Below are 18187 nucleotides of genomic sequence, written 5' to 3' on the forward strand. Positions count from 1 at the left end.
GGTCCTTCCGGGGCCATTTCACCCGGTTCGATATAGCCTTCCAGCACAATTTCAGCGCTGGCAGGCACTTCCAGATCGTTGGAAATACATTTGACCACTTCAGTTTTGGTGCCACGCAACAGCCCGGCAAATGCGTACTCAGATAATGTATCCGGGACAGGTGTAACAGCGCCCAGAATTGTTGCCGGGTCTGCTCCCAAGGCCACAGAAACCGGGAACCGTTCACCAGGATGCGCCGCGCGCCACTCCTGATAATCAAGCGCGCCGCCGCGATGGGAAAGCCAGCGCATAATGAGCTTGTTTTTGCCAATCAGCTGCTGACGATAGATACCGAGATTCTGCCGCTCTTTATGCGGGCCGCGCGTAACGGTCAGCCCCCAGGTAATCAGCGGCGCAGCATCCTCTGGCCAGCAGGTCATAATCGGAATACGGTTTAAATCGACTTCATCGCCTGAATAGATTTTTTGCTGGCAAGGCGCGCCGCGTAACCGCTTAGTCGGCATGTTCAACACCTGCTTAAACTGCGGCAGCTTATCGAACAGATCGCGAAATCCTTTCGGTGGCTCAGGCTCTTTCAAAAACGCCAACAGCTTACCCACTTCCCGTAGCGCCGAGACATCTTCTTGCCCCATCCCCATCGCCACACGCTTCGGTGTGCCAAACAGGTTACACAGCACCGGCATTGTATAGCCTTTAGGATTTTCAAACAGTAACGCAGGCCCACCGGCACGCAAGGTGCGATCGGCAATTTCAGTGATCTCCAGATGGGGATCCACCTCAAGCGAAATGCGTTTGAGCTCGCCCTGCTGTTCAAGCAGCGTCAGGAAGTCGCGTAAATCGTGATATTTCATGGCGTCCATTGTGGCCTCTTCGTAAGCGCTTCATTATACGGCGTTCATCATTGTGATGCTGTATTTTTGTTAAATTAGCGTGAACTCTGGCGATACATATAAGGCCTGGGAGTATATACCCATTGGGTTTCAGCCTGCTTTGCGGCGGGTATAATTAACTTAACTCATGGCTTTTGCTATGCTGGCGCTCAGAACAAGCGGATAAGAGTTATTATGCAATCCTGGTATTTACTGTACTGCAAACGTGGGCAACTTCAGCGAGCCCAGGAACATCTGGAAAGACAGGCGGTGAACTGCCTGACGCCTATGATCACCCTGGAAAAAATGGTGCGCGGTAAACGGACCACAGTCAGTGAACCCCTATTCCCTAATTATATGTTTGTCGAGTTCGACCCGGAAGTGATCCACACCACCACCATCAATGCCACGCGTGGTGTTAGCCATTTCGTCCGTTTCGGTGCGACGCCGGCGACCGTTCCTTCTCCCGTCATTCATCAACTTTCCATCTATAAACCTGAAGGTATTGTTGACCCTGAAACCCCTCATCCGGGGGACAGTGTGATTATTACCGAAGGTGCGTTTGAGGGGTTGAAAGCGATCTTTACCGAACCCGATGGCGAAGCGCGTTCCATGCTGCTGCTTAACCTATTGAATAAAGAGGTTAAGCAGAGCGTGAAAAACACCGGCTTTCGAAAAATTTAAGTCGCCTTAGAAAGTCACTTCAAACAGCGTTCTGACGTTCGCATCAATGGTTGCTGACAACCATTGAGGATCCTCGCCGCGCCAGTGGGCAATACGCTCAAGAATATGGGGTAGGTGCGCAGGTTCATTGCGCCGTGACGCTGGTTTAGGCGTTAAATCCCGGGGAAGTAAGTAGGGCGCATCGGTTTCGATCAGCAATCTCTCAACCGGGATAAAGGGCAGCAGCTCACGCAGTTCCATGCCCCGGCGCTCATCACACACCCACCCGGTGATACCAATGTAAAGACCGCGGTCTACACAGTCCTGCATCTCCTGGCGCGAGCCTGTAAAGCAGTGCAGCACCGCACCAGGCAGGCTGTCCAGCCATGGCTCCAGTAACGTCAGAAAACGCTCATGGGCGTCCCGACAATGCATGAAAACCGGCATCTGCAGTTCAGCAGCAATGCGCAGTTGTGCCACAAAAGCACGCTCCTGCTCCTGCGGCGTGGAGAAATTGCGATTGAAATCCAGGCCGCACTCACCAATAGCGACCACCTGTGAATGGTTTGCCAGCGCAATAATTTCTGCTTCTGTTGAGGACTGCCATTGGCTGCTGTCATGCGGGTGCACGCCAGCCGTGGACCAGCAATGCGGATAATGCTGCGCCAACGTTAAAGCCTGCTGGCTTTCGTGCAGGTTTGTTCCGGTCAGAAGCATTCCGTTTACGCCCGCAGCAAAGGCGCGCGCCACGACCTCATCCCGGTCTTTCGCAAATTGTGAACTGGTTAAATTAACGCCAATATCAAACATGCTTCCTCCCATATGACAACCGCCCTGACGGGCGGTTGCGTTTATTCTTCAGTTTTCTCGGTGGCTTCAGCTTCTTTTGCTTCTTCAGCCTCGTTATCCTCATCTCGCGTACGTCGCTTACCGACATAGAATCGAGAGAAGAACACACCCACCTCAAACAGGCAGTACATCGGTATCGCCAACAGCGTTTGCGAGAAGACATCTGGCGGGGTCAATAGCATCCCGACGACAAATGCCCCCACTACAACGTAAGGGCGTTTCTTGCGTAAGTCTTCAGGCGTCGTAATGCCCATCCAGCATAGCAGCACAATGGCGACAGGGACCTCAAAAGAGACACCGAAAGCCATAAACAGCGCCATTACGAAACTGAGATAGCTGGCAATGTCTGTCGATACCTGTACGCCTTGCGGAGCCGTATTGGCAAGGAAACCAAACGCCAACGGGAAGACGACAAAATAGGCGAATGCCATACCGATGTAGAACAATAACGAACTGGAGACCAACAACGGCACAACCAGGCGACGTTCATGTTTGTACAAAGCAGGCGCAATGAATGCCCAGACCTGATAGAGGATCACTGGCGCTGACAGAATCAGCGACACCATGAAGGTTAACTTTATCGGGGTAAAGAACGGCGAGGCCACATCGGTGGCGATCATTGTTGCGCCCTGCGGCATCTGTTTGATCAACGGCGCCGCAACCATATGGTAAATGTCGTTGGCAAAGTACACCAATGCCAGAAAGATCACGAACACAGCAATAATGCAGTTCAGGAGTCGCTTACGCAGCTCAATAAGATGCGTGATGAGCGGTTGGGTATCTTCTACAGCCATGTTTACGGTTTATCACTCGACGAGGGGGAGGATTCGACAACAGGTGCGGCAGCTTTCTTTTCTGCATCCATCAACGTGGCGGAAGTGTTTTCCGTCGGCTCTGGCGTTTTAGCACCCGTGGATTCCGGTTTTTGCTCCGGCGAACTGGCCTGGTTTTCAGCGGCAGCTGGGGTGACCCCTTCTCGCTGCGCTTCACCGTCTTTCACCACCGGATTATGGATAGTGTGCGCTTCATCGCTGGCTTTCTCAGGATCGTGCACGCTATAAGAACGCTTCATCGACTCCGCCGCTTCACGCAGCTCATCCATTGATGCTTTCAGCTCCGGGGTCAGATTTGTCAGGCTCGCTTTCTCTACTTTCTTCAGGCTGTCCTGGAATTCCTGAAGCTTAAGCTCCTGGGTCAGTTCGTTCTGAACAGTAGTTGCAAGGGAACGCAAAGCGCGAACCCAGCCAGCAACCGTTTTTACCGCCACGGGTAATCGTTGCGGCCCCAGGACAATGAGGCCGATCACGAATACCAATAACAGTTCGCTAAAACCGATATCAAACACGGATTATACCTGCTCTTTATCTTGGCTTTTGGCGTCTTCCTTTTTCACTTCGCCCTGCTTATCGGTAATGGATTTAGCAGTAAAATCAGCGTCCTGGCTGGTTTTATCTTGCTTAGGTTCATCATCACCCATCGCTTTTTTGAAGCCTTTAATAGACGCGCCAAGATCGGAACCGATGGAGCCGAGTTTCTTGGTGCCAAATAGCAGTACAACGATGACGGCAATGATCAACAACTGCCAAATACTGATACCACCCATACATGTTCCTCTGTCATAGATGATGAATTAATAAGGCCGTAGTATACGTTACACGGCCTGCCTTGGGCGATGAAAAATTCAGCGCATTTTGCGCCAGCCGATTATCCAGGCTATGACGCCTCCCGCCATTAACCAGCCCGGCATAAGCCCCCACTCAGGGCGGCTTACCAGCAGGAATGTTCCACTTAGCAACAATGTTGCGCCAATGCCCAATAAATAACGGGATTGTCCCTGACGCACATGATTCGCGTGAAGCTCGCGGGCAATCTTATCAACACTGTGCTGTAAATATTTGCCCTGGCGCAAACTGTCATACACCAGTTCAGGTATTTCTGGCATTTTTTCGACCCAGAACGGAGCTTTTTCTTTAAATGCCCTGACGAGCGCAGGAATACCGACCTGATCTTTAATCCAGGATTCGAGAAACGGCTTGGCCGTTTTCCACAAATCTAACTGCGGATAGAGTTGTCGTCCGACACCTTCAACGTACAGCAGCGTCTTCTGGAGCAAAACCAACTGAGGCTGGACTTCCATATTGAATCGACGCGCGGTGTTAAACAGATTCAACAGCACGTGGCCAAAGGAAATCTCCGCCAGCGGTTTTTCGAATATCGGCTCGCACACGGTACGGATTGCAAATTCAAACTCTTCAACGTTGGTATCAGGCGGAACCCAACCTGAATCCACGTGCAGTTCGGCAACTTTGCGGTAGTCTCGGTTAAAGAACGCAATAAAGTTTTCAGCAAGGTAGCGCTTATCTTCTTTATTTAAAGAACCCACAATCCCGCAATCAATACCAATGTATTTCGGGTTTTCAGGGTGCTCATAACTCACGAAAATATTCCCAGGATGCATGTCCGCATGGAAAAAACTGTCGCGAAATACCTGAGTAAAGAAGACCTGCACGCCGCGTTCAGCCAACAACTTCATGTTGGTGCCATTCTTCTCAAGCGTTGCGACATCCGATACGGGGATACCATATATGCGCTCCATCACCATCATGTTCTGACTGCAATAGTCGGAATACACTTCCGGGATGTACAGCATCGGGCTATCTTCAAAATTACGTCGCAGCTGAATTGCGTTCGCCGATTCGCGCAGCAGGTTCAGCTCATCAATCAACGTTTTTTCATACTCGCGGACCACTTCTGTTGGCCGTAGACGACGGCCATCCGGTAGCAGACGAGGAACCCAGCGCGCAAGGCGGTAAATCAGTTTTAAATCCGCTTTAATGACCGGCAGTATGTCCGGGCGGATAACTTTGATCACCACCTCTTTACCATTGGACTTCAGTCGTGCGGTATGGACCTGAGCAATAGACGCGGATGCCAGCGGCGTGATCTCAAAATCATCAAACCACTCCTCGACGGGCAGTCCGCCCATGGCTTCTTCGATTTGTTCTTTCGCCCGTTGCCCATCAAATGGGGCAACGCGATCCTGCAATAGCGCAAGCTGATCGGCGATGTGCGGTGGGAAAAGGTCACGACGGGTAGAGAGCATTTGCCCAAATTTGATCCACACCGGGCCGAGCTCCTGTAAAGCCAGTCTCAGCCTTTCTCCCAGCGGTTTGTCTTTATGTTGGTTGGGCATCCAGAACAGCGAGTAACGCCACAACCGAAGCGGCAGCGTGATACGCATTTTAGGGATGAGTTCATCAAGACCGTAGCTTAAGAAAGTGCGAATGATGAAATAAAGGCGCCGTACTTCACCTGGCGTCATTTGGCCTCCAGTTTTTCCAGCCGTTTGGCCAGAGATTCGACCGCACGTTCAACGGCTGCCGTTTCTTCTGCAAACCATGCAACCTCGAGCGAGCCGGGAGCCATACGCCACTCTTCGGTGATCGCTTCGGCTACATAGCGCTGCTGGCGCTGAATGTTATGGCGCAAGAACTTCGCGCCGCCACGCAAGACTTTGCTGACCCCCTCCGCGACGATATCGCCGGTATAGGGCGCTAACAGTTCTGCGGGATCAAACTCAGCCAGATCGGCCAGCGCCACAAAGTTCTGCACCACCTGGATATCACCCTGAACCTCCAGCTCACCGCTGCGAATAAGCGTGGTAAGTTGCTGGCGGTCGCGTAATTTCGGCAACACGCTGGCATGTGTGATTACTGTGCAATCGGCTTCGCCTTCCCATGCCCCCAGCACATCGACCTGGCGCTCACTAAACACCAGGACTAAGGGTGTTGAAAATCCTTTAAGATCAACACGCAGCACCTTGCTCTGTAAACGCGTTCGGGCTGATTTCAGCGCAGGAGAACGATACAGAAAGGTATTGAGCAGATTTTCAACGCCTGCGGTCACTAAGGGTTTTAAAGGCATCCCCAATCTCCTGTCAGAACTTGTAACCACGATGCAGCGCAACGACACCAGCCGTCAGGTTGTAGTAATCAACGCTTTCGAACCCGGCATCTTGCATCATTGCTTTTAGCGTGTCCTGATCGGGATGCATACGAATGGATTCCGCCAAATAGCGGTAACTGTCCGCATCGCTTGCGACCATGGAACCGATGCGCGGCAGAACATGGAAAGAATAAGCATCGTAGGCCTTGCTCAGCGGTTCGATAATCGGCTTGGAGAACTCCAGCACCAGTAAACGTCCGCCCGGCTTCAACACGCGATACATGGATCGTAAAGCTTTGTCTTTATCCGTTACGTTGCGCAGACCGAAAGAAATGGTAATGCAGTCAAACGTGTTATCAGGGAAAGGCAGTGCTTCCGCGTTCGCCTGAACGTACTCAACGTTACCTACTACGCCGATATTACGCAGCTTTTCGCGACCCATTTTGAGCATTGAGTCATTGATATCCGCCAGTACGACTTTACCGGTTTCACCCACCATGCGAGAGAATTTCGCCGTCAGGTCGCCCGTACCGCCCGCCAAATCCAGAACGGTTTGACCGCGACGCACGCCACTGCAATCAATGGTGAAGCGCTTCCACAAACGATGAATGCCAAATGACATTAAGTCATTCATAACGTCATATTTCGAGGCCACAGAATGAAAAACGTGGGCCACCATGTCAGCTTTCTGCTCTTTAGCGACGGTCTGAAAGCCAAAGTGCGTCGTTTCTTGTGAATTATCCACCATCTCAGTGCCTGCTCATTCAAAAAATGTTCAAGAAGTGTAACAGATTGGGCCAATTTGCCCTACCCTTCTGCCCCGTTCAACTACCCCAAACGGACTAGTTTGATTGCTGATTTACCGCTTCGTCATCAGGGTAAGGCGCATCCTGTTGCGTCTCAGGGACCGAGCGCAAGCGGTACTCTTCATCCTGCGTAGTGGCTTGTTCAGCCAGCTCAGGATTTATCTCGCGCTTAATTTCCACACCTAAACTGCGAAACGCCTCTGCCTGTGACAGGACGTTTCCACGGCCTGAAGAGAGTTTTTTCATCGCTTGTCGGTAGTTGTCCTGGGCTTTATCCAGACTTTGGCCAATCGCCGACATATCATCCACAAACAAGCGCATCTTGTCATAAAGTTTACTGGCCCGATCGGCAATTTGTTGCGCATTACGGCTCTGATGCTCGTAGCGCCACAGGTTGGCGATCGTGCGCAATGCCACTAACAACGTGGTGGGGCTGATCAGCATAATGTTATTTTTAAGCGCCTCGGTTATCAGTTCAGGTTGCCTGTCCAGCGCCAGCAAAAAAGCAGGCTCGACGGGAATAAACATCAGCACGTAGTCAAGCGAACGCAGCCCGGGAAGCTGTTGATAATCTTTTCGGCCCAGCAGACGAATATGGTTTCGCACTGAGGCGATGTGCTCCTGCAACGCGCTCTCGCGGGTATATTCATCTTCCGCGTTAAAATAGCGCTCATAGGCAACCAACGTCATTTTTGCGTCGATCACCACATCTTTCCCCTGGGGTAGCCGGACAATGACATCGGGCTGCATACGCGAACGGGCATCGTTTTCAATGCTAACCTGAGTTTCGTATTCATAACCTTCACGCAGACCGGAGGCTTCAAGCACCCGCGTGAGTACCACCTCCCCCCAGTTGCCCTGCGTTTTGTTATCGCCTTTTAAGGCCCGCGTCAGGTTTACCGCTTCCTGCGCCATCTGCGCGTTCAGTTGCTGAAGATTACGAATTTCATGCGCCAGAGTATGACGTTCCTGCGCCTCTTTGCCGAAGCTATCCTGAACCTGACGACGAAAACCGTCCAGCTGTTCACGAAGCGGTGCCAGCAGGCTGTTCAGGCTTTGGCGGTTTTGCTCATCGACGCGGCGGTTGCTGTGCTCAAAAATGCGGTTCGCCAGGTTTTCAAACTGTTCACTCAGGCGCTGTTCGCTGTTGATCATCTGGCGGATTTTATCTTCCGCATGCTGCTGCGTCGCTTCCAGCCGGGTAGTGACTTCACGGAGATCGGCTTCCAGAGAGGTGTTGATGCTGTGCAGGCTGCGTAATTCGTTATTGAGTAGCTCGCACTCGTCGCGCCAGTGGGCTTCCTGTGCGAGTTGTTGGCGGGCAGCGCTTAACGCAATATCCAGTTCACGTCGCTCTTCGATGAGGTCGGCACGGATCTGATCGGCCCGCGCTTTTGTCGCCAGCCACCCCACCAGCAGCCCTGCGGCTAACGCCAACACAGCACTCATCATAATTGAAATATCCACAACGCCCCCTTACAGCAACGGCTTACCCGCACAAAATAGAATTGTGCTGTATAAACGTCCAGTTTAAAAGGAATTTCCTGCGAGGCACTACGCAAAATAAAAAGGCCGAACGCGTCGGCCTTTTTGAACAGAAGTGAGAATTACAGTAAACGGCGGGCAGCTTCCACCACGATTTTCACCGCGTGGCTTTCCGTTTGTTTCATCGTTTCCGCATTGGGGATCTCTTGCTGAGTACGGTTCACGATAACACCAGCAACCATACCGGCACGCAGGCCCTGGCTGGCACACATGGTCAGCAACGTTGCGGATTCCATTTCGTAGTTCATGACCCCCATGGACTGCCACTCTTCCATCGAGCCTTTGAAACGGCTCACTACGCGACCAGAGAAGGTGTCATAACGCTCCTGGCCCGGGTAGAAGGTGTCAGATGACGCGGTGACGCCCACATGGGTAGTCGCACCGATAGATTTCGCCGCTTCCACCAGCGCAGTGGTGCACTCGAAGTCGGCAACGGCCGGGAATTCCATTGGCGCGAAGTGCAGGCTTGCACCATCCAGACGGACAGACGCAGTGGTGACCAGCACGTCGCCAACATTGATGTGCGGCTGAATTGCGCCAGTCGTACCGATACGCAGGAAGGTACGAATGCCCAGTTGCGCCAGTTCTTCTACGGCAATAGAGGTGGACGGGCCGCCGATACCGGTAGAGCAAACGATCACGGCTTTACCATCCAGCTCAGCACGCCAGGTCGTGAACTCGCGATGGGATGCCAGCTTAACCGGCTTATCCATCAGCGCGGCGATCTTTTCCACACGCTCCGGGTCGCCAGGGACGATAGCGAGCTGGGCCCCTTGTAAATCGTTCTTAGTGAGGCCGAGATGAAAAACATCAGACTTAGACATAAAAACTCCTCTGTGAATCGGTTTTGTCAGAAGAAGCAAAAACACACTTTACCGAAGGCATAAACAAATTTTCGTGACAGACATCACCATGATGCAAATCAATTGCATTCGATTACCATGAAATAGTGATACACATCACATAAATGACGTGATGTAAAGACGCCTTGCACAAAAGATAGACCGTTTAAGGCAATGTGGTTCGTTGCATATGTCTATAGTTAATAATGCGCTTTTTGGCTGAATATTTAAGGGTACGGAGAATACCATGACCACACGACAATCTGGCTTTGCACCTGCTGTATCTCCACCGACGTCTACTACGGTTCACACACCGGATAACGCAATTATCGCCGGTGTAACGTCCATACCTTCACAAGGCGATGATATGCCAGCGTATCACGCACGACCAAAACAGACCGATGGCCCCCTGCCCGTGGTCATTGTCGTGCAGGAGATTTTTGGCATTCATGAACACATTCGTGACGTTTGCCGCCGTCTGGCCCTGGAAGGGTATCTGGCTATCGCGCCAGAGCTCTATTTCCGCGAAGGCGATCCCAATGACTTTGCCGATATCCCCACGCTGCTCAGCGGCCTTGTCGCCAAAGTGCCTGACGCTCAGGTACTAGCCGATCTGGACCACGTCGCCAGTTGGGCCTCCCGCAACGGCGGTGACGCGCATCGATTAATGATCACAGGTTTTTGCTGGGGTGGACGCATCACCTGGCTGTATGCAGCGCACAATCCGCAGTTAAAAGCAGCGGTAGCGTGGTATGGCAAACTGGTAGGCGATAAGACCCTCAACTCGCCGAAACATCCCGTTGATATCGCCACCGATCTTAACGCTCCTGTTCTGGGGCTTTATGGTGGTCAGGACACCAGTATTCCTCAGGTTACCGTCGAAACTATGCGTCAGGCGCTACGCGCCGCTAATGCAAAAGCGGAAATTGTGGTTTATCCCGATGCCGGGCATGCATTTAATGCCGATTACCGCCCGAGCTACCACGAAGAGTCCGCCAAAGATGGCTGGCAGAGAATGCTGGAGTGGTTCGCGCAATACGGCGAGAAGAAATAAGTATCGCCAGGTAAACCGATCATCAAAACGGAGGCGTTAGCCTCCGTTTTGTTTTTAAGCCTGACGCAAGTTCTGCGCGGCCTTCACCATATTCGCCAGTGCGGCACGGGTTTCCGGCCAGCCTCGGGTTTTCAGGCCGCAGTCCGGGTTCACCCACAGCCGCTCCGCCGGAATACGCTGCTCCGCCTTCTTCAGCAGGGCCTCAATCCACTCCACGCTCGGGACGTTCGGCGAGTGAATATCGTAGACACCCGGCCCAATTTCATTCGGATAGTCGAACTCTTCAAACGATTCCAGCAACTCCATGTCGGAGCGTGAGGTCTCAATGGTGATCACATCCGCGTCCAGCGCCGCAATGGAATCCATGATGTCGTTGAACTCGCAGTAACACATGTGGGTGTGGATCTGAGTTTCATCCTTCGCCACCGCCGCGTTAATGCGGAAGGCTTCTACCCCCCACGCCAGATACTCGGCCCAGTCGCTGCGACGCAACGGCAGACCTTCGCGCAGCGCCGGTTCATCAATCTGAATAATACCGATACCCGCCGCTTCCAGATCCGCCACTTCATCACGCAGCGCCAGCGCAATCTGCTTGGCGATGGTTTCACGCGTCACGTCTTCACGCGGGAATGACCAGCAAAGAATGGTCACAGGACCGGTCAACATACCTTTTACCGGCTTGTCGGTAAGCGACTGCGCGTACTTCGCCCACTCCACGGTGATCGCTTCCGGGCGGCTGACGTCGCCAATTACCACCGGCGGCTTCACGCAGCGAGAACCATAGCTCTGCACCCAACCGTTCTGGGTAAAGACAAAACCATCCAGATGCTCGCCAAAGTATTCCACCATGTCATTACGCTCGGCTTCACCGTGCACCAGCACATCGAGGCCCAGACGTTCCTGTTCAACGATCGCCTGTTTTATATGTTCGGCGATACCGGTACGGTAGTGACCAGCATCCAGGTTGCCCTTTTTGAAATCCAGCCGCAGACCGCGAATTTCGGTGGTTTGCGGGAATGAACCGATCGTAGTGGTCGGCCATGCCGGTAGATTAAAGCGGGCACGCTGCGCCTCGGCGCGAACCGGGTAAGCGTTGACGCGCTGGCTGTCTTGCGCGGTGATCGCCGCCAGACGTTTTTCCACTGCGGCGTTGTGTACGCGGGTAGAGTGACGACGCGCCTGGATCGGTGCGCTCCATTCCACAATTGCCGCCGTATCGCCGCTGTTCAGGGCATCGCGCAGCAGCGCCAGCTCGCCGCACTTTTGCAGCGCGAAGGCAAACCAGCTCTTCACTTCGGCATCAAGGCGGGTTTCCACACTGAGATCGATTGGGCTGTGCAGCAGAGAGCAGGAAGAAGCCACCCACAGAGCACGTTTCCCGACGATGTCTTTAATTTGCGCATATTTTTCGCTGAGATCGGCGCGCCAGACGTTACGACCGTTTACCAAACCGGCTGACAGCAGCCAGTCGGCAGGCAGGCGTTGGTGCAGCCCGGCAACGTCATCTTTGCCATGAACGAAATCAACGTGCAGACCCTGCACCGGCAGCGCGGTAATGGTATCCAGGTTCGGCGTTACGCCTTCAAAATAAGTGGTCAGCAGTAATTTTACCTGCCCTGCCAGCGCGTCATACGCGGGTTTGAAGGCGTTCAGCCAAACCTGCGGCAGCTCCAGTACCAGCGCGGGTTCATCAATCTGTACCCACTCAATACCGCGTTTCGCCAGCTCGGCCAGCACCTGCTGGTAAACCGGCAGAATGTCGTTGAGCAGGGTCAGGCGGTCAAACTGTTCGCCCTTCACTTTCCCCAGCCACAGGTAAGTTACCGGCCCAAGCAGTACAGGCTTCACCTTGTGGCCGAGCGCCAGCGCTTCGTCCACTTCATCCAGCAGTTGGGTCCAGGTCAGTTTGAACTGCTGACCTTTGGTGAACTCCGGCACCATGTAGTGATAGTTGGTATTAAACCATTTGGTCATTTCTGCCGCCGCCGCTGGCTCACCCGTCGGGGCGCGACCACGACCAATGCGGAATAAGGTATCGATATCAACCGAGCCGTCTTTATTTTGATGACGTGCCGGAACGTTACCGAGCAGCAGGCTGGTGGTTAGCACGTGATCGTACCAGGCAAAATCGCCCACCGGCAGCAGGTCAATGCCCGCCTGCTTCTGCTGATCCCAGTGGCGGGCGCGCAGCTCGCGGCCAACAGCCAGCAATTCCTCACGGGAAGAATTTCCCGCCCAGTAGCTTTCTTGCGCTTTTTTCAGCTCGCGACGCAGGCCAACGCGAGGGAAACCGAGGGTGTGATTCAATATTGTCATTTTTCTTCCTCTAATTATATGTAAATCCTATGGATTTTGAATTTAGGGAAGGCGGCAAGTTTGCTCATCCCAGGAGCTTACTGAAGTAAGTGACTGGGGTGAGGAAACGAAGCCAACGCACCATAAATTTAAAAGACGAAGGATTTTAGCCGTCCAGATGTTTACACATCCATAATTGGCGGTTACTGTATATTCCTCAAGCGCAATTTGTTCATGCCGAAGTGAAGGACTTTCATGATCGAGATTAAACACCTGAAAACGCTCCAGGCGTTGCGGAATAGTGGTTCGCTGGCAGCCGCAGCGGCGACGTTGCATCAGACCCAATCCGCCCTTTCTCACCAGTTCAGCGATCTGGAGCAACGCCTCGGCTTTCGTCTTTTTATCCGTAAAAGTCAGCCTCTGCGCTTTACGCCGCAGGGCGAAATTTTGCTGCAGTTGGCAAACCAGGTGTTGCCGCAAATCGGTCGCGCGCTGCAGGCCTGCAACGAACCGCAGCAAACCCGGCTACGCATCGCGATTGAATGCCACAGCTGTATCCAATGGCTGACGCCCGCGCTGGAGAATTTTCGTGCCAACTGGCCGCAGGTGGAAATGGACTTTAAATCCGGCGTGACGTTCGATCCGCAACCTGCGCTACAGCAGGATGAATTGGATCTGGTGTTGACCTCCGACATTCTGCCGCGCAGCGGATTGCACTACTCGCCGATGTTTGATTTTGAAGTACGCCTGGTCCTGGCGCCGGACCATCCGCTGGCCAGCAAAACGCAAATCACCCCGGAGGATTTAGCCAGCGAGACGCTGCTTATTTATCCGGTACAACGGAGTCGGCTGGATGTCTGGCGGCATTTCCTGCAGCCTGCGGGCGTTAGCCCGTCGCTGAAGAGCGTGGATAACACCCTGCTGCTGATTCAGATGGTTGCAGCCAAAATGGGTATCGCGGCTTTACCACACTGGGTGGTGGAGAGTTTTGAGCGCCAGGGTCTGGTGGTAACCAAAACCCTGGGTGATGGATTGTGGAGCCGACTGTACGCCGCCGTGCGCGATGGCGAACAGCGACAGCCGGTCACGGAAGCGTTTATTCGCTCAGCGCGGAATCACGCCTGCGATCACCTGCCGTTTGTGCGGAGTGCGGAACGACCCACTTTCGATGTACCCACAGTGAGGCCACTATCACAGCCGCACCAATGATGAAGCTCGGCCAGTGAGGCTGTTGATGCCAGATAGCCAGGTTAACCAGCAGCCCGGCCGGCACATGCATATTGTTCATGATGCCCAGCGTACCCGCATCCACCTGCGTCGCGCCATAGTTCCACATAAAGTAACCGATGCCGGACGCCGCCACGCCAAGAAACACCAGGATGCCCCACTGTAGTGTAGTTGCAGGCATTTTCTGCGCGTTACCCAGCATGAACCAGGCCACTATCGCCACCATAAATGCCCCCATGTAAAACCAGGCGAAGGCGTTGTGCTGCGGCATTGGCCGCGTTTCCATCAGACGCTTGTAGCCCACCATGCCAATGGCAAAGCTGATATTGGACAACTGTACCAGCAGCAGGCCGGTCCAGAAGTGGCTGGTCACCTGGTCGTAACGAATGATCCCCGCACCGATCACCGCCAGCAACGCACTGAAGGCGTAGCTCCAGCGCAGACGACGTCCGCTCATGAGATCATAAATCAGCGTAATGTAGAGCGGCGTCAGTACGGTAAAGAGCAGCAGTTCTGAAACCGTCAGGTACAGATAGGCGTGAAAACTCAGCATATACATAATGCCAAGCTGCATGGCCCCTACCAGCATATACAGCGCGATCGTTTTTACGCTGTGCCCACGGGTGCGTAAAAATGGCAGGAACACCAGCGCCGCCAGCCCAACACGCACCAGCACCGCAAAATAGCTATCGACATGACCGGCAAGGTACTCGCCAAACAGGCTAAAGGAAAAGGCCCACAGAATTGTGGTAATGATGAGTAACGCCACAATGGATGTCTCTTAACAAAAGGTACACCCATTGTAGCGAAGTTTTTAGTTGACAACTGGTCAACTAACGAACGGTGACGTTACTGCAAAAAGAGCTTACGCAGATAGTGCGGCACGGCATCATCGGCGTTGAGTCCAATCACGTCCAGTTCCGGATGAAGATCTTTCAGGCGTTGGTGCGCGTTGCCCATGATGCAGCCTTTACCAGCCATGGAGAGCATTTCCGCATCGTTCATGCCATCGCCGAAAGCGATGCAGTCCTGCAGGCTGTAGCCCATCGCTTTCGCCACCGCTTCCAGCGCATGACCTTTCGACACGCCGCCAGCCATAACTTCCAAACAGGTAAGCGTAGAGAAGCTGACGTTGACGCGATCGCCCCAGCGGGCGTTAATCGCCTGCTCCAGCGGCAGCAGCCTTTCATGAGAATCGGTGGTAAAAAACACTTTGCTGACGCCTTCAGGCTCCAGTAGCGCAGGTTCAAACAGAGAATAGTTAAATACCGCTTCTTTAAAGAAGCGCATTTCGTCCGGGCGATGGCGATTCATAAACCATTCATCATCACGATAAACGTTGGTTACGATGTCCGGATTTGCATTTACCACGCCGAACAGGTCGCTGGCAATGTCGCGATCCAGGTTATGGGTAAACACCAGATTCCCGGCAGAATCGTGCACGCGCGCGCCGTTGGATGTGATCATGTAGGTTTTAATGCCAAGGTTATCGCGAATTTGCCCCACATCAACATGATGACGGCCAGTCGCAAACACGAAGTTAACGCCACGTGCGGTCAATAATTTCAGTGTCTCTTTGGCATAAGGGGACAACGTATGGTCGGGGGAAAGCAGCGTACCGTCTAAATCAGACGCAACAACCTGATACATAAGAAAATTAAACCTCTAGGCAAAGCGGTTTCCGCTGGATGAGTTATGCTTGTCGAAAAATTCGACAATAGCGTTAAGCGCGACTGAGCGCATTGCGTCCTTTTCAAAAAGGATCTCATGGTACGCGCCTTTGATGACAAGCGGCTGACCTCCCTCTACTGGATGGCCCGCTGCAGCGCGGAGTTCACAAAAGCGATCGTGCATACGGTTATCAACCAAACGCTCTTCTTCGGCCTGGATAAGCAATGTTGGCGTCGCGTCATCTCCCGACCCGGCCAGGACCTGTTCACCCGCCAGAATGCCTTCACGTACCCAGTGGTAAGTGGGACCGCCCACGCGCAGCCGAGGTTCATCGGCATAGAAACGCAGATTGCGCCGATAGCGCTGTCGACTGTGGGTTACCGCATTCATCCCGAATGGCAGCGCCCGCCAGCGCCCGGTCCCCATGGCATAACCCTCGCGGATCCGTGGATGCCCTTCAGCCCAGTCCAGAATTTGACGCACCATCCAGTCGGGAAAGCGCATCACAATACCAAACATCGGCGCGCAAAGCGCAATGGCATCACACTGATTCGGGTGACGCTGCAGGAACAACGTGGCAATCGCCCCGCCCATAGAATGCGCCAGTATATAGCGTTTTCTCCACGGACCGGGTGACACTTCCTGCTGCCAGAAAGCGGTTAAATCGTCGACATAGTCATTAAAGTTATCCACATGACCGCGATGCGGATCCGAAAGCATACGGCCGGAACGCCCCTGGCCACGGTGATCGATAATGAGAACGTCAAAACCAGAATGAAACAGGTCGTACGCCAGTTCAGCGTATTTTACATAGCTTTCAATGCGTCCAGGACAGACGACGATGACGCGATCGTTTTTCTCTGCGTGAAAGCGCACAAAATGTACGGGGACATTATCTACGCCCGTAAACTCCGCTTCTTCCCGCTGACGCCAGAAATCTGTCAGTGGTCCCATGGAAAAAGCAGCAAACGCGTTTTCTCTTGTTTCCCAGTCTTTTTGCTGCTGAAACATCGGGTATCCAGCCTCGTTGACCAAGTAAAATCGTTTTTTTTGCCATGTCTGATACAACGTACCGACAGTAGCGTATTGTGGCATAAAAATAGACAATCCGGGAGTTTCTCATGACCTTTGAATGGTGGTTCGCCTACCTGCTGACCTCTATTATTTTGAGCTTGTCTCCAGGCTCTGGCGCAATCAACACCATGACCACCGCCATCAGCCACGGTTATCGCGGTGCCAGCGCATCGATTGCGGGTCTACAGACCGGACTGGGCATTCATATCGTTTTGGTTGGCGTAGGGCTGGGAACGCTATTTTCACGTTCAGCGATCGCGTTTGAAGTGCTGAAGTGGGCGGGCGCGGCTTACCTGATTTGGCTAGGAATTCAGCAATGGCGGGCGGCGGGCGCTATCGATCTGAACACCATGGCGAATACGCAATCGCGCAGCCGCCTGTTCAAACGCGCGGTCTTTGTTAATCTGACCAACCCCAAAAGCATTGTTTTTCTTGCCGCCCTGTTCCCGCAGTTTATCCTGCCGCAGGAACCGCAGTTGATGCAGTATGTGGTGCTTGGCGTCACGACCATTGTGGTCGATATTATTGTGATGATCGGTTACGCGACGCTGGCTACGCGCATTGCTGGCTGGATTAAGGGGCCAAAGCAAATGAAAGCGCTGAACAAAGTGTTTGGTTCACTGTTTATGCTGATAGGCGCCCTGCTGGCATCGGCAAGGCATGCCTGATAACGGTGCCGGATGGCGTTAGTGCTTATCCGGCATGAAGGAAGCTTAGCGCGAAATGATCAGATGGATACCGAAGCCCGCGAACAGCGCGCCGGCAAAGCCATCGATCCACTTCGCCAGACGCTGATAGCCGCGACGCATTTTCGGTAATGCAAACAGGCTGGCAACTACGGTAAACCACGCCAGCGTTTCCACGATGATCAGCGCGAAAATGCCCCAACGCGCGCCCGTTCCTACACTATCGCCAACAAACAATGAGAACACGGAGCCAAAATAGATAATCGCTTTCGGGTTGGCGAGGTTGGTCAACAGGCCTTTTAAAAAGCTGCGTCCGCTCTGCGCCAGTTCAACCTGTGGGGCAGGGGCCGCTACGTCCTGTTTTTTAAACGCGCCGCGCAGCATCTGGTAACCCATCCAGCACAGATACAGGCCGCCGCCCACCATGATAATGGTGTGCAGCCAGGCCATTTTTTCGATAATCAGATGCAGGCCAAGCAGCGCCACGCCAGCCCAGACCATGACGCCACAGGTAATACCCAGCACGCCCATCATGGCTTCTTTGCGCGAACGGCTAACGGCCGTTTGAGAAACAAAGAAGAAATCGGGACCGGGACTCATCAGCGCAACGATATGCACCAACGCAACGGTAAAAAATAGCGTTAACATAAAAATGACTCGC

19 protein-coding genes are annotated in these 18187 nt (G+C 53.3%); 4 read left to right on the forward strand and 15 right to left on the reverse strand.

The genetic code is table 11. From position 1 onward, the window contains the following. Positions 1-860, reverse strand: an 860-nt coding sequence (locus KQJ18_RS07670; RefSeq protein ID WP_216421780.1) for a UbiD family decarboxylase, incomplete at its 3' end; no start/stop codon positions are given. Positions 861-1064: 204 nt separating this feature from the next. Between KQJ18_RS07670 and rfaH the strand changes: the two genes are divergently transcribed. Continuing rightward, the gene (gene rfaH / locus KQJ18_RS07675) at positions 1065-1553 is read left to right on the forward strand and encodes a transcription/translation regulatory transformer protein RfaH (RefSeq protein ID WP_038634455.1); all 489 of its coding nucleotides are present in this window, start codon (positions 1065-1067) and stop codon (positions 1551-1553) included. Between the two features lie 6 nt (positions 1554-1559). Here rfaH and tatD read toward each other — a convergent pair whose 3' ends face one another. The 9 genes from tatD to udp form a co-directional block, all read right to left on the reverse strand. Further along, positions 1560-2342: a 3'-5' ssDNA/RNA exonuclease TatD gene (tatD, locus tag KQJ18_RS07680; protein ID WP_038634456.1), complete on the reverse strand. Its 783-nt coding sequence runs from the start codon at positions 2340-2342 to the stop codon at positions 1560-1562. 41 nt (positions 2343-2383) lie between these two features. Next, positions 2384-3175, reverse strand: a complete 792-nt coding sequence (gene tatC, locus KQJ18_RS07685) for a Sec-independent protein translocase subunit TatC (RefSeq protein ID WP_038634459.1) — start codon at positions 3173-3175, stop codon at positions 2384-2386. 2 nt (positions 3176-3177) lie between these two features. Next, positions 3178-3726 (reverse strand): Sec-independent protein translocase protein TatB, encoded by a 549-nt coding sequence (gene tatB / locus KQJ18_RS07690; protein WP_085049780.1) that lies wholly within the window; start codon positions 3724-3726, stop codon positions 3178-3180. Positions 3727-3729: 3 nt separating this feature from the next. Then, positions 3730-3984, reverse strand: coding sequence for a Sec-independent protein translocase subunit TatA (gene tatA / locus KQJ18_RS07695; RefSeq protein ID WP_003017888.1), 255 nt, complete (start codon positions 3982-3984; stop codon positions 3730-3732). A gap of 78 nt (positions 3985-4062) precedes the next feature. Further along, positions 4063-5703 (reverse strand): ubiquinone biosynthesis regulatory protein kinase UbiB, encoded by a 1641-nt coding sequence (ubiB, locus tag KQJ18_RS07700; RefSeq protein ID WP_069325080.1) that lies wholly within the window; start codon positions 5701-5703, stop codon positions 4063-4065. Then, a complete protein-coding gene (gene ubiJ / locus KQJ18_RS07705; protein ID WP_038634468.1) occupies positions 5700-6305 on the reverse strand; it encodes a ubiquinone biosynthesis protein UbiJ in 606 nt (201 codons plus the stop codon). The genes ubiB and ubiJ overlap by 4 nt, the downstream gene beginning before the upstream one ends. Before the next feature lie 13 nt (positions 6306-6318). Next, positions 6319-7074 (reverse strand): bifunctional demethylmenaquinone methyltransferase/2-methoxy-6-polyprenyl-1,4-benzoquinol methylase UbiE, encoded by a 756-nt coding sequence (gene ubiE / locus KQJ18_RS07710; protein ID WP_003017897.1) that lies wholly within the window; start codon positions 7072-7074, stop codon positions 6319-6321. 94 nt (positions 7075-7168) lie between these two features. Continuing rightward, on the reverse strand, positions 7169-8599 hold the full coding sequence (rmuC, locus tag KQJ18_RS07715) for a DNA recombination protein RmuC (RefSeq protein WP_216421783.1): 1431 nt from the start codon (positions 8597-8599) through the stop codon (positions 7169-7171). Positions 8600-8739: 140 nt separating this feature from the next. After that, positions 8740-9501 carry a uridine phosphorylase gene (udp, locus tag KQJ18_RS07720; protein ID WP_006686084.1) on the reverse strand — a complete coding sequence of 254 codons (762 nt, stop codon included), beginning with the start codon at positions 9499-9501 and terminating at the stop codon, positions 8740-8742. 265 nt (positions 9502-9766) lie between these two features. Here udp and KQJ18_RS07725 point away from each other — a divergent pair, with 265 nt between their 5' ends. Beyond that, positions 9767-10573 (forward strand): dienelactone hydrolase family protein, encoded by an 807-nt coding sequence (locus KQJ18_RS07725; protein WP_038634473.1) that lies wholly within the window; start codon positions 9767-9769, stop codon positions 10571-10573. A gap of 54 nt (positions 10574-10627) precedes the next feature. Here KQJ18_RS07725 and metE read toward each other — a convergent pair whose 3' ends face one another. Further along, entirely contained in the window at positions 10628-12889 is a 2262-nt protein-coding gene (gene metE / locus KQJ18_RS07730) for a 5-methyltetrahydropteroyltriglutamate--homocysteine S-methyltransferase (protein ID WP_216421785.1), read from the reverse strand. Between the two features lie 234 nt (positions 12890-13123). Between metE and metR the strand changes: the two genes are divergently transcribed. After that, complete coding sequence (metR, locus tag KQJ18_RS07735; RefSeq protein WP_038634477.1) at positions 13124-14077, forward strand: HTH-type transcriptional regulator MetR; 954 nt, start codon at positions 13124-13126, stop codon at positions 14075-14077. Here the strand turns inward: metR and KQJ18_RS07740 are convergent. The 3 genes from KQJ18_RS07740 to pldB all read right to left on the reverse strand — a co-directional run bounded on the left by KQJ18_RS07740 (position 13965) and on the right by pldB (position 16777). Further along, the gene (locus KQJ18_RS07740) at positions 13965-14864 is read right to left on the reverse strand and encodes a carboxylate/amino acid/amine transporter (protein ID WP_121529766.1); all 900 of its coding nucleotides are present in this window, start codon (positions 14862-14864) and stop codon (positions 13965-13967) included. The genes metR and KQJ18_RS07740 overlap by 113 nt on opposite strands. Before the next feature lie 80 nt (positions 14865-14944). Beyond that, the gene (gene yigL / locus KQJ18_RS07745; protein ID WP_038634479.1) at positions 14945-15745 is read right to left on the reverse strand and encodes a sugar/pyridoxal phosphate phosphatase YigL; all 801 of its coding nucleotides are present in this window, start codon (positions 15743-15745) and stop codon (positions 14945-14947) included. Positions 15746-15760: 15 nt separating this feature from the next. Further along, positions 15761-16777, reverse strand: a complete 1017-nt coding sequence (gene pldB, locus KQJ18_RS07750) for a lysophospholipase L2 (protein WP_216421787.1) — start codon at positions 16775-16777, stop codon at positions 15761-15763. 110 nt (positions 16778-16887) lie between these two features. Here pldB and rhtB point away from each other — a divergent pair, with 110 nt between their 5' ends. Next, positions 16888-17508 carry a homoserine/homoserine lactone efflux protein gene (gene rhtB, locus KQJ18_RS07755; RefSeq protein ID WP_069325083.1) on the forward strand — a complete coding sequence of 207 codons (621 nt, stop codon included), beginning with the start codon at positions 16888-16890 and terminating at the stop codon, positions 17506-17508. 45 nt (positions 17509-17553) lie between these two features. Here rhtB and rhtC read toward each other — a convergent pair whose 3' ends face one another. After that, positions 17554-18174, reverse strand: coding sequence for a threonine export protein RhtC (gene rhtC, locus KQJ18_RS07760; RefSeq protein WP_038634488.1), 621 nt, complete (start codon positions 18172-18174; stop codon positions 17554-17556). Positions 18175-18187 lie beyond the last annotated feature (13 nt).

Origin of the sequence: Citrobacter sp. S55_ASV_140 (assembly GCF_018919505.1) — a bacterium.
GTDB classification, from domain to species: Bacteria; Pseudomonadota; Gammaproteobacteria; order Enterobacterales; family Enterobacteriaceae; genus Citrobacter; species Citrobacter werkmanii.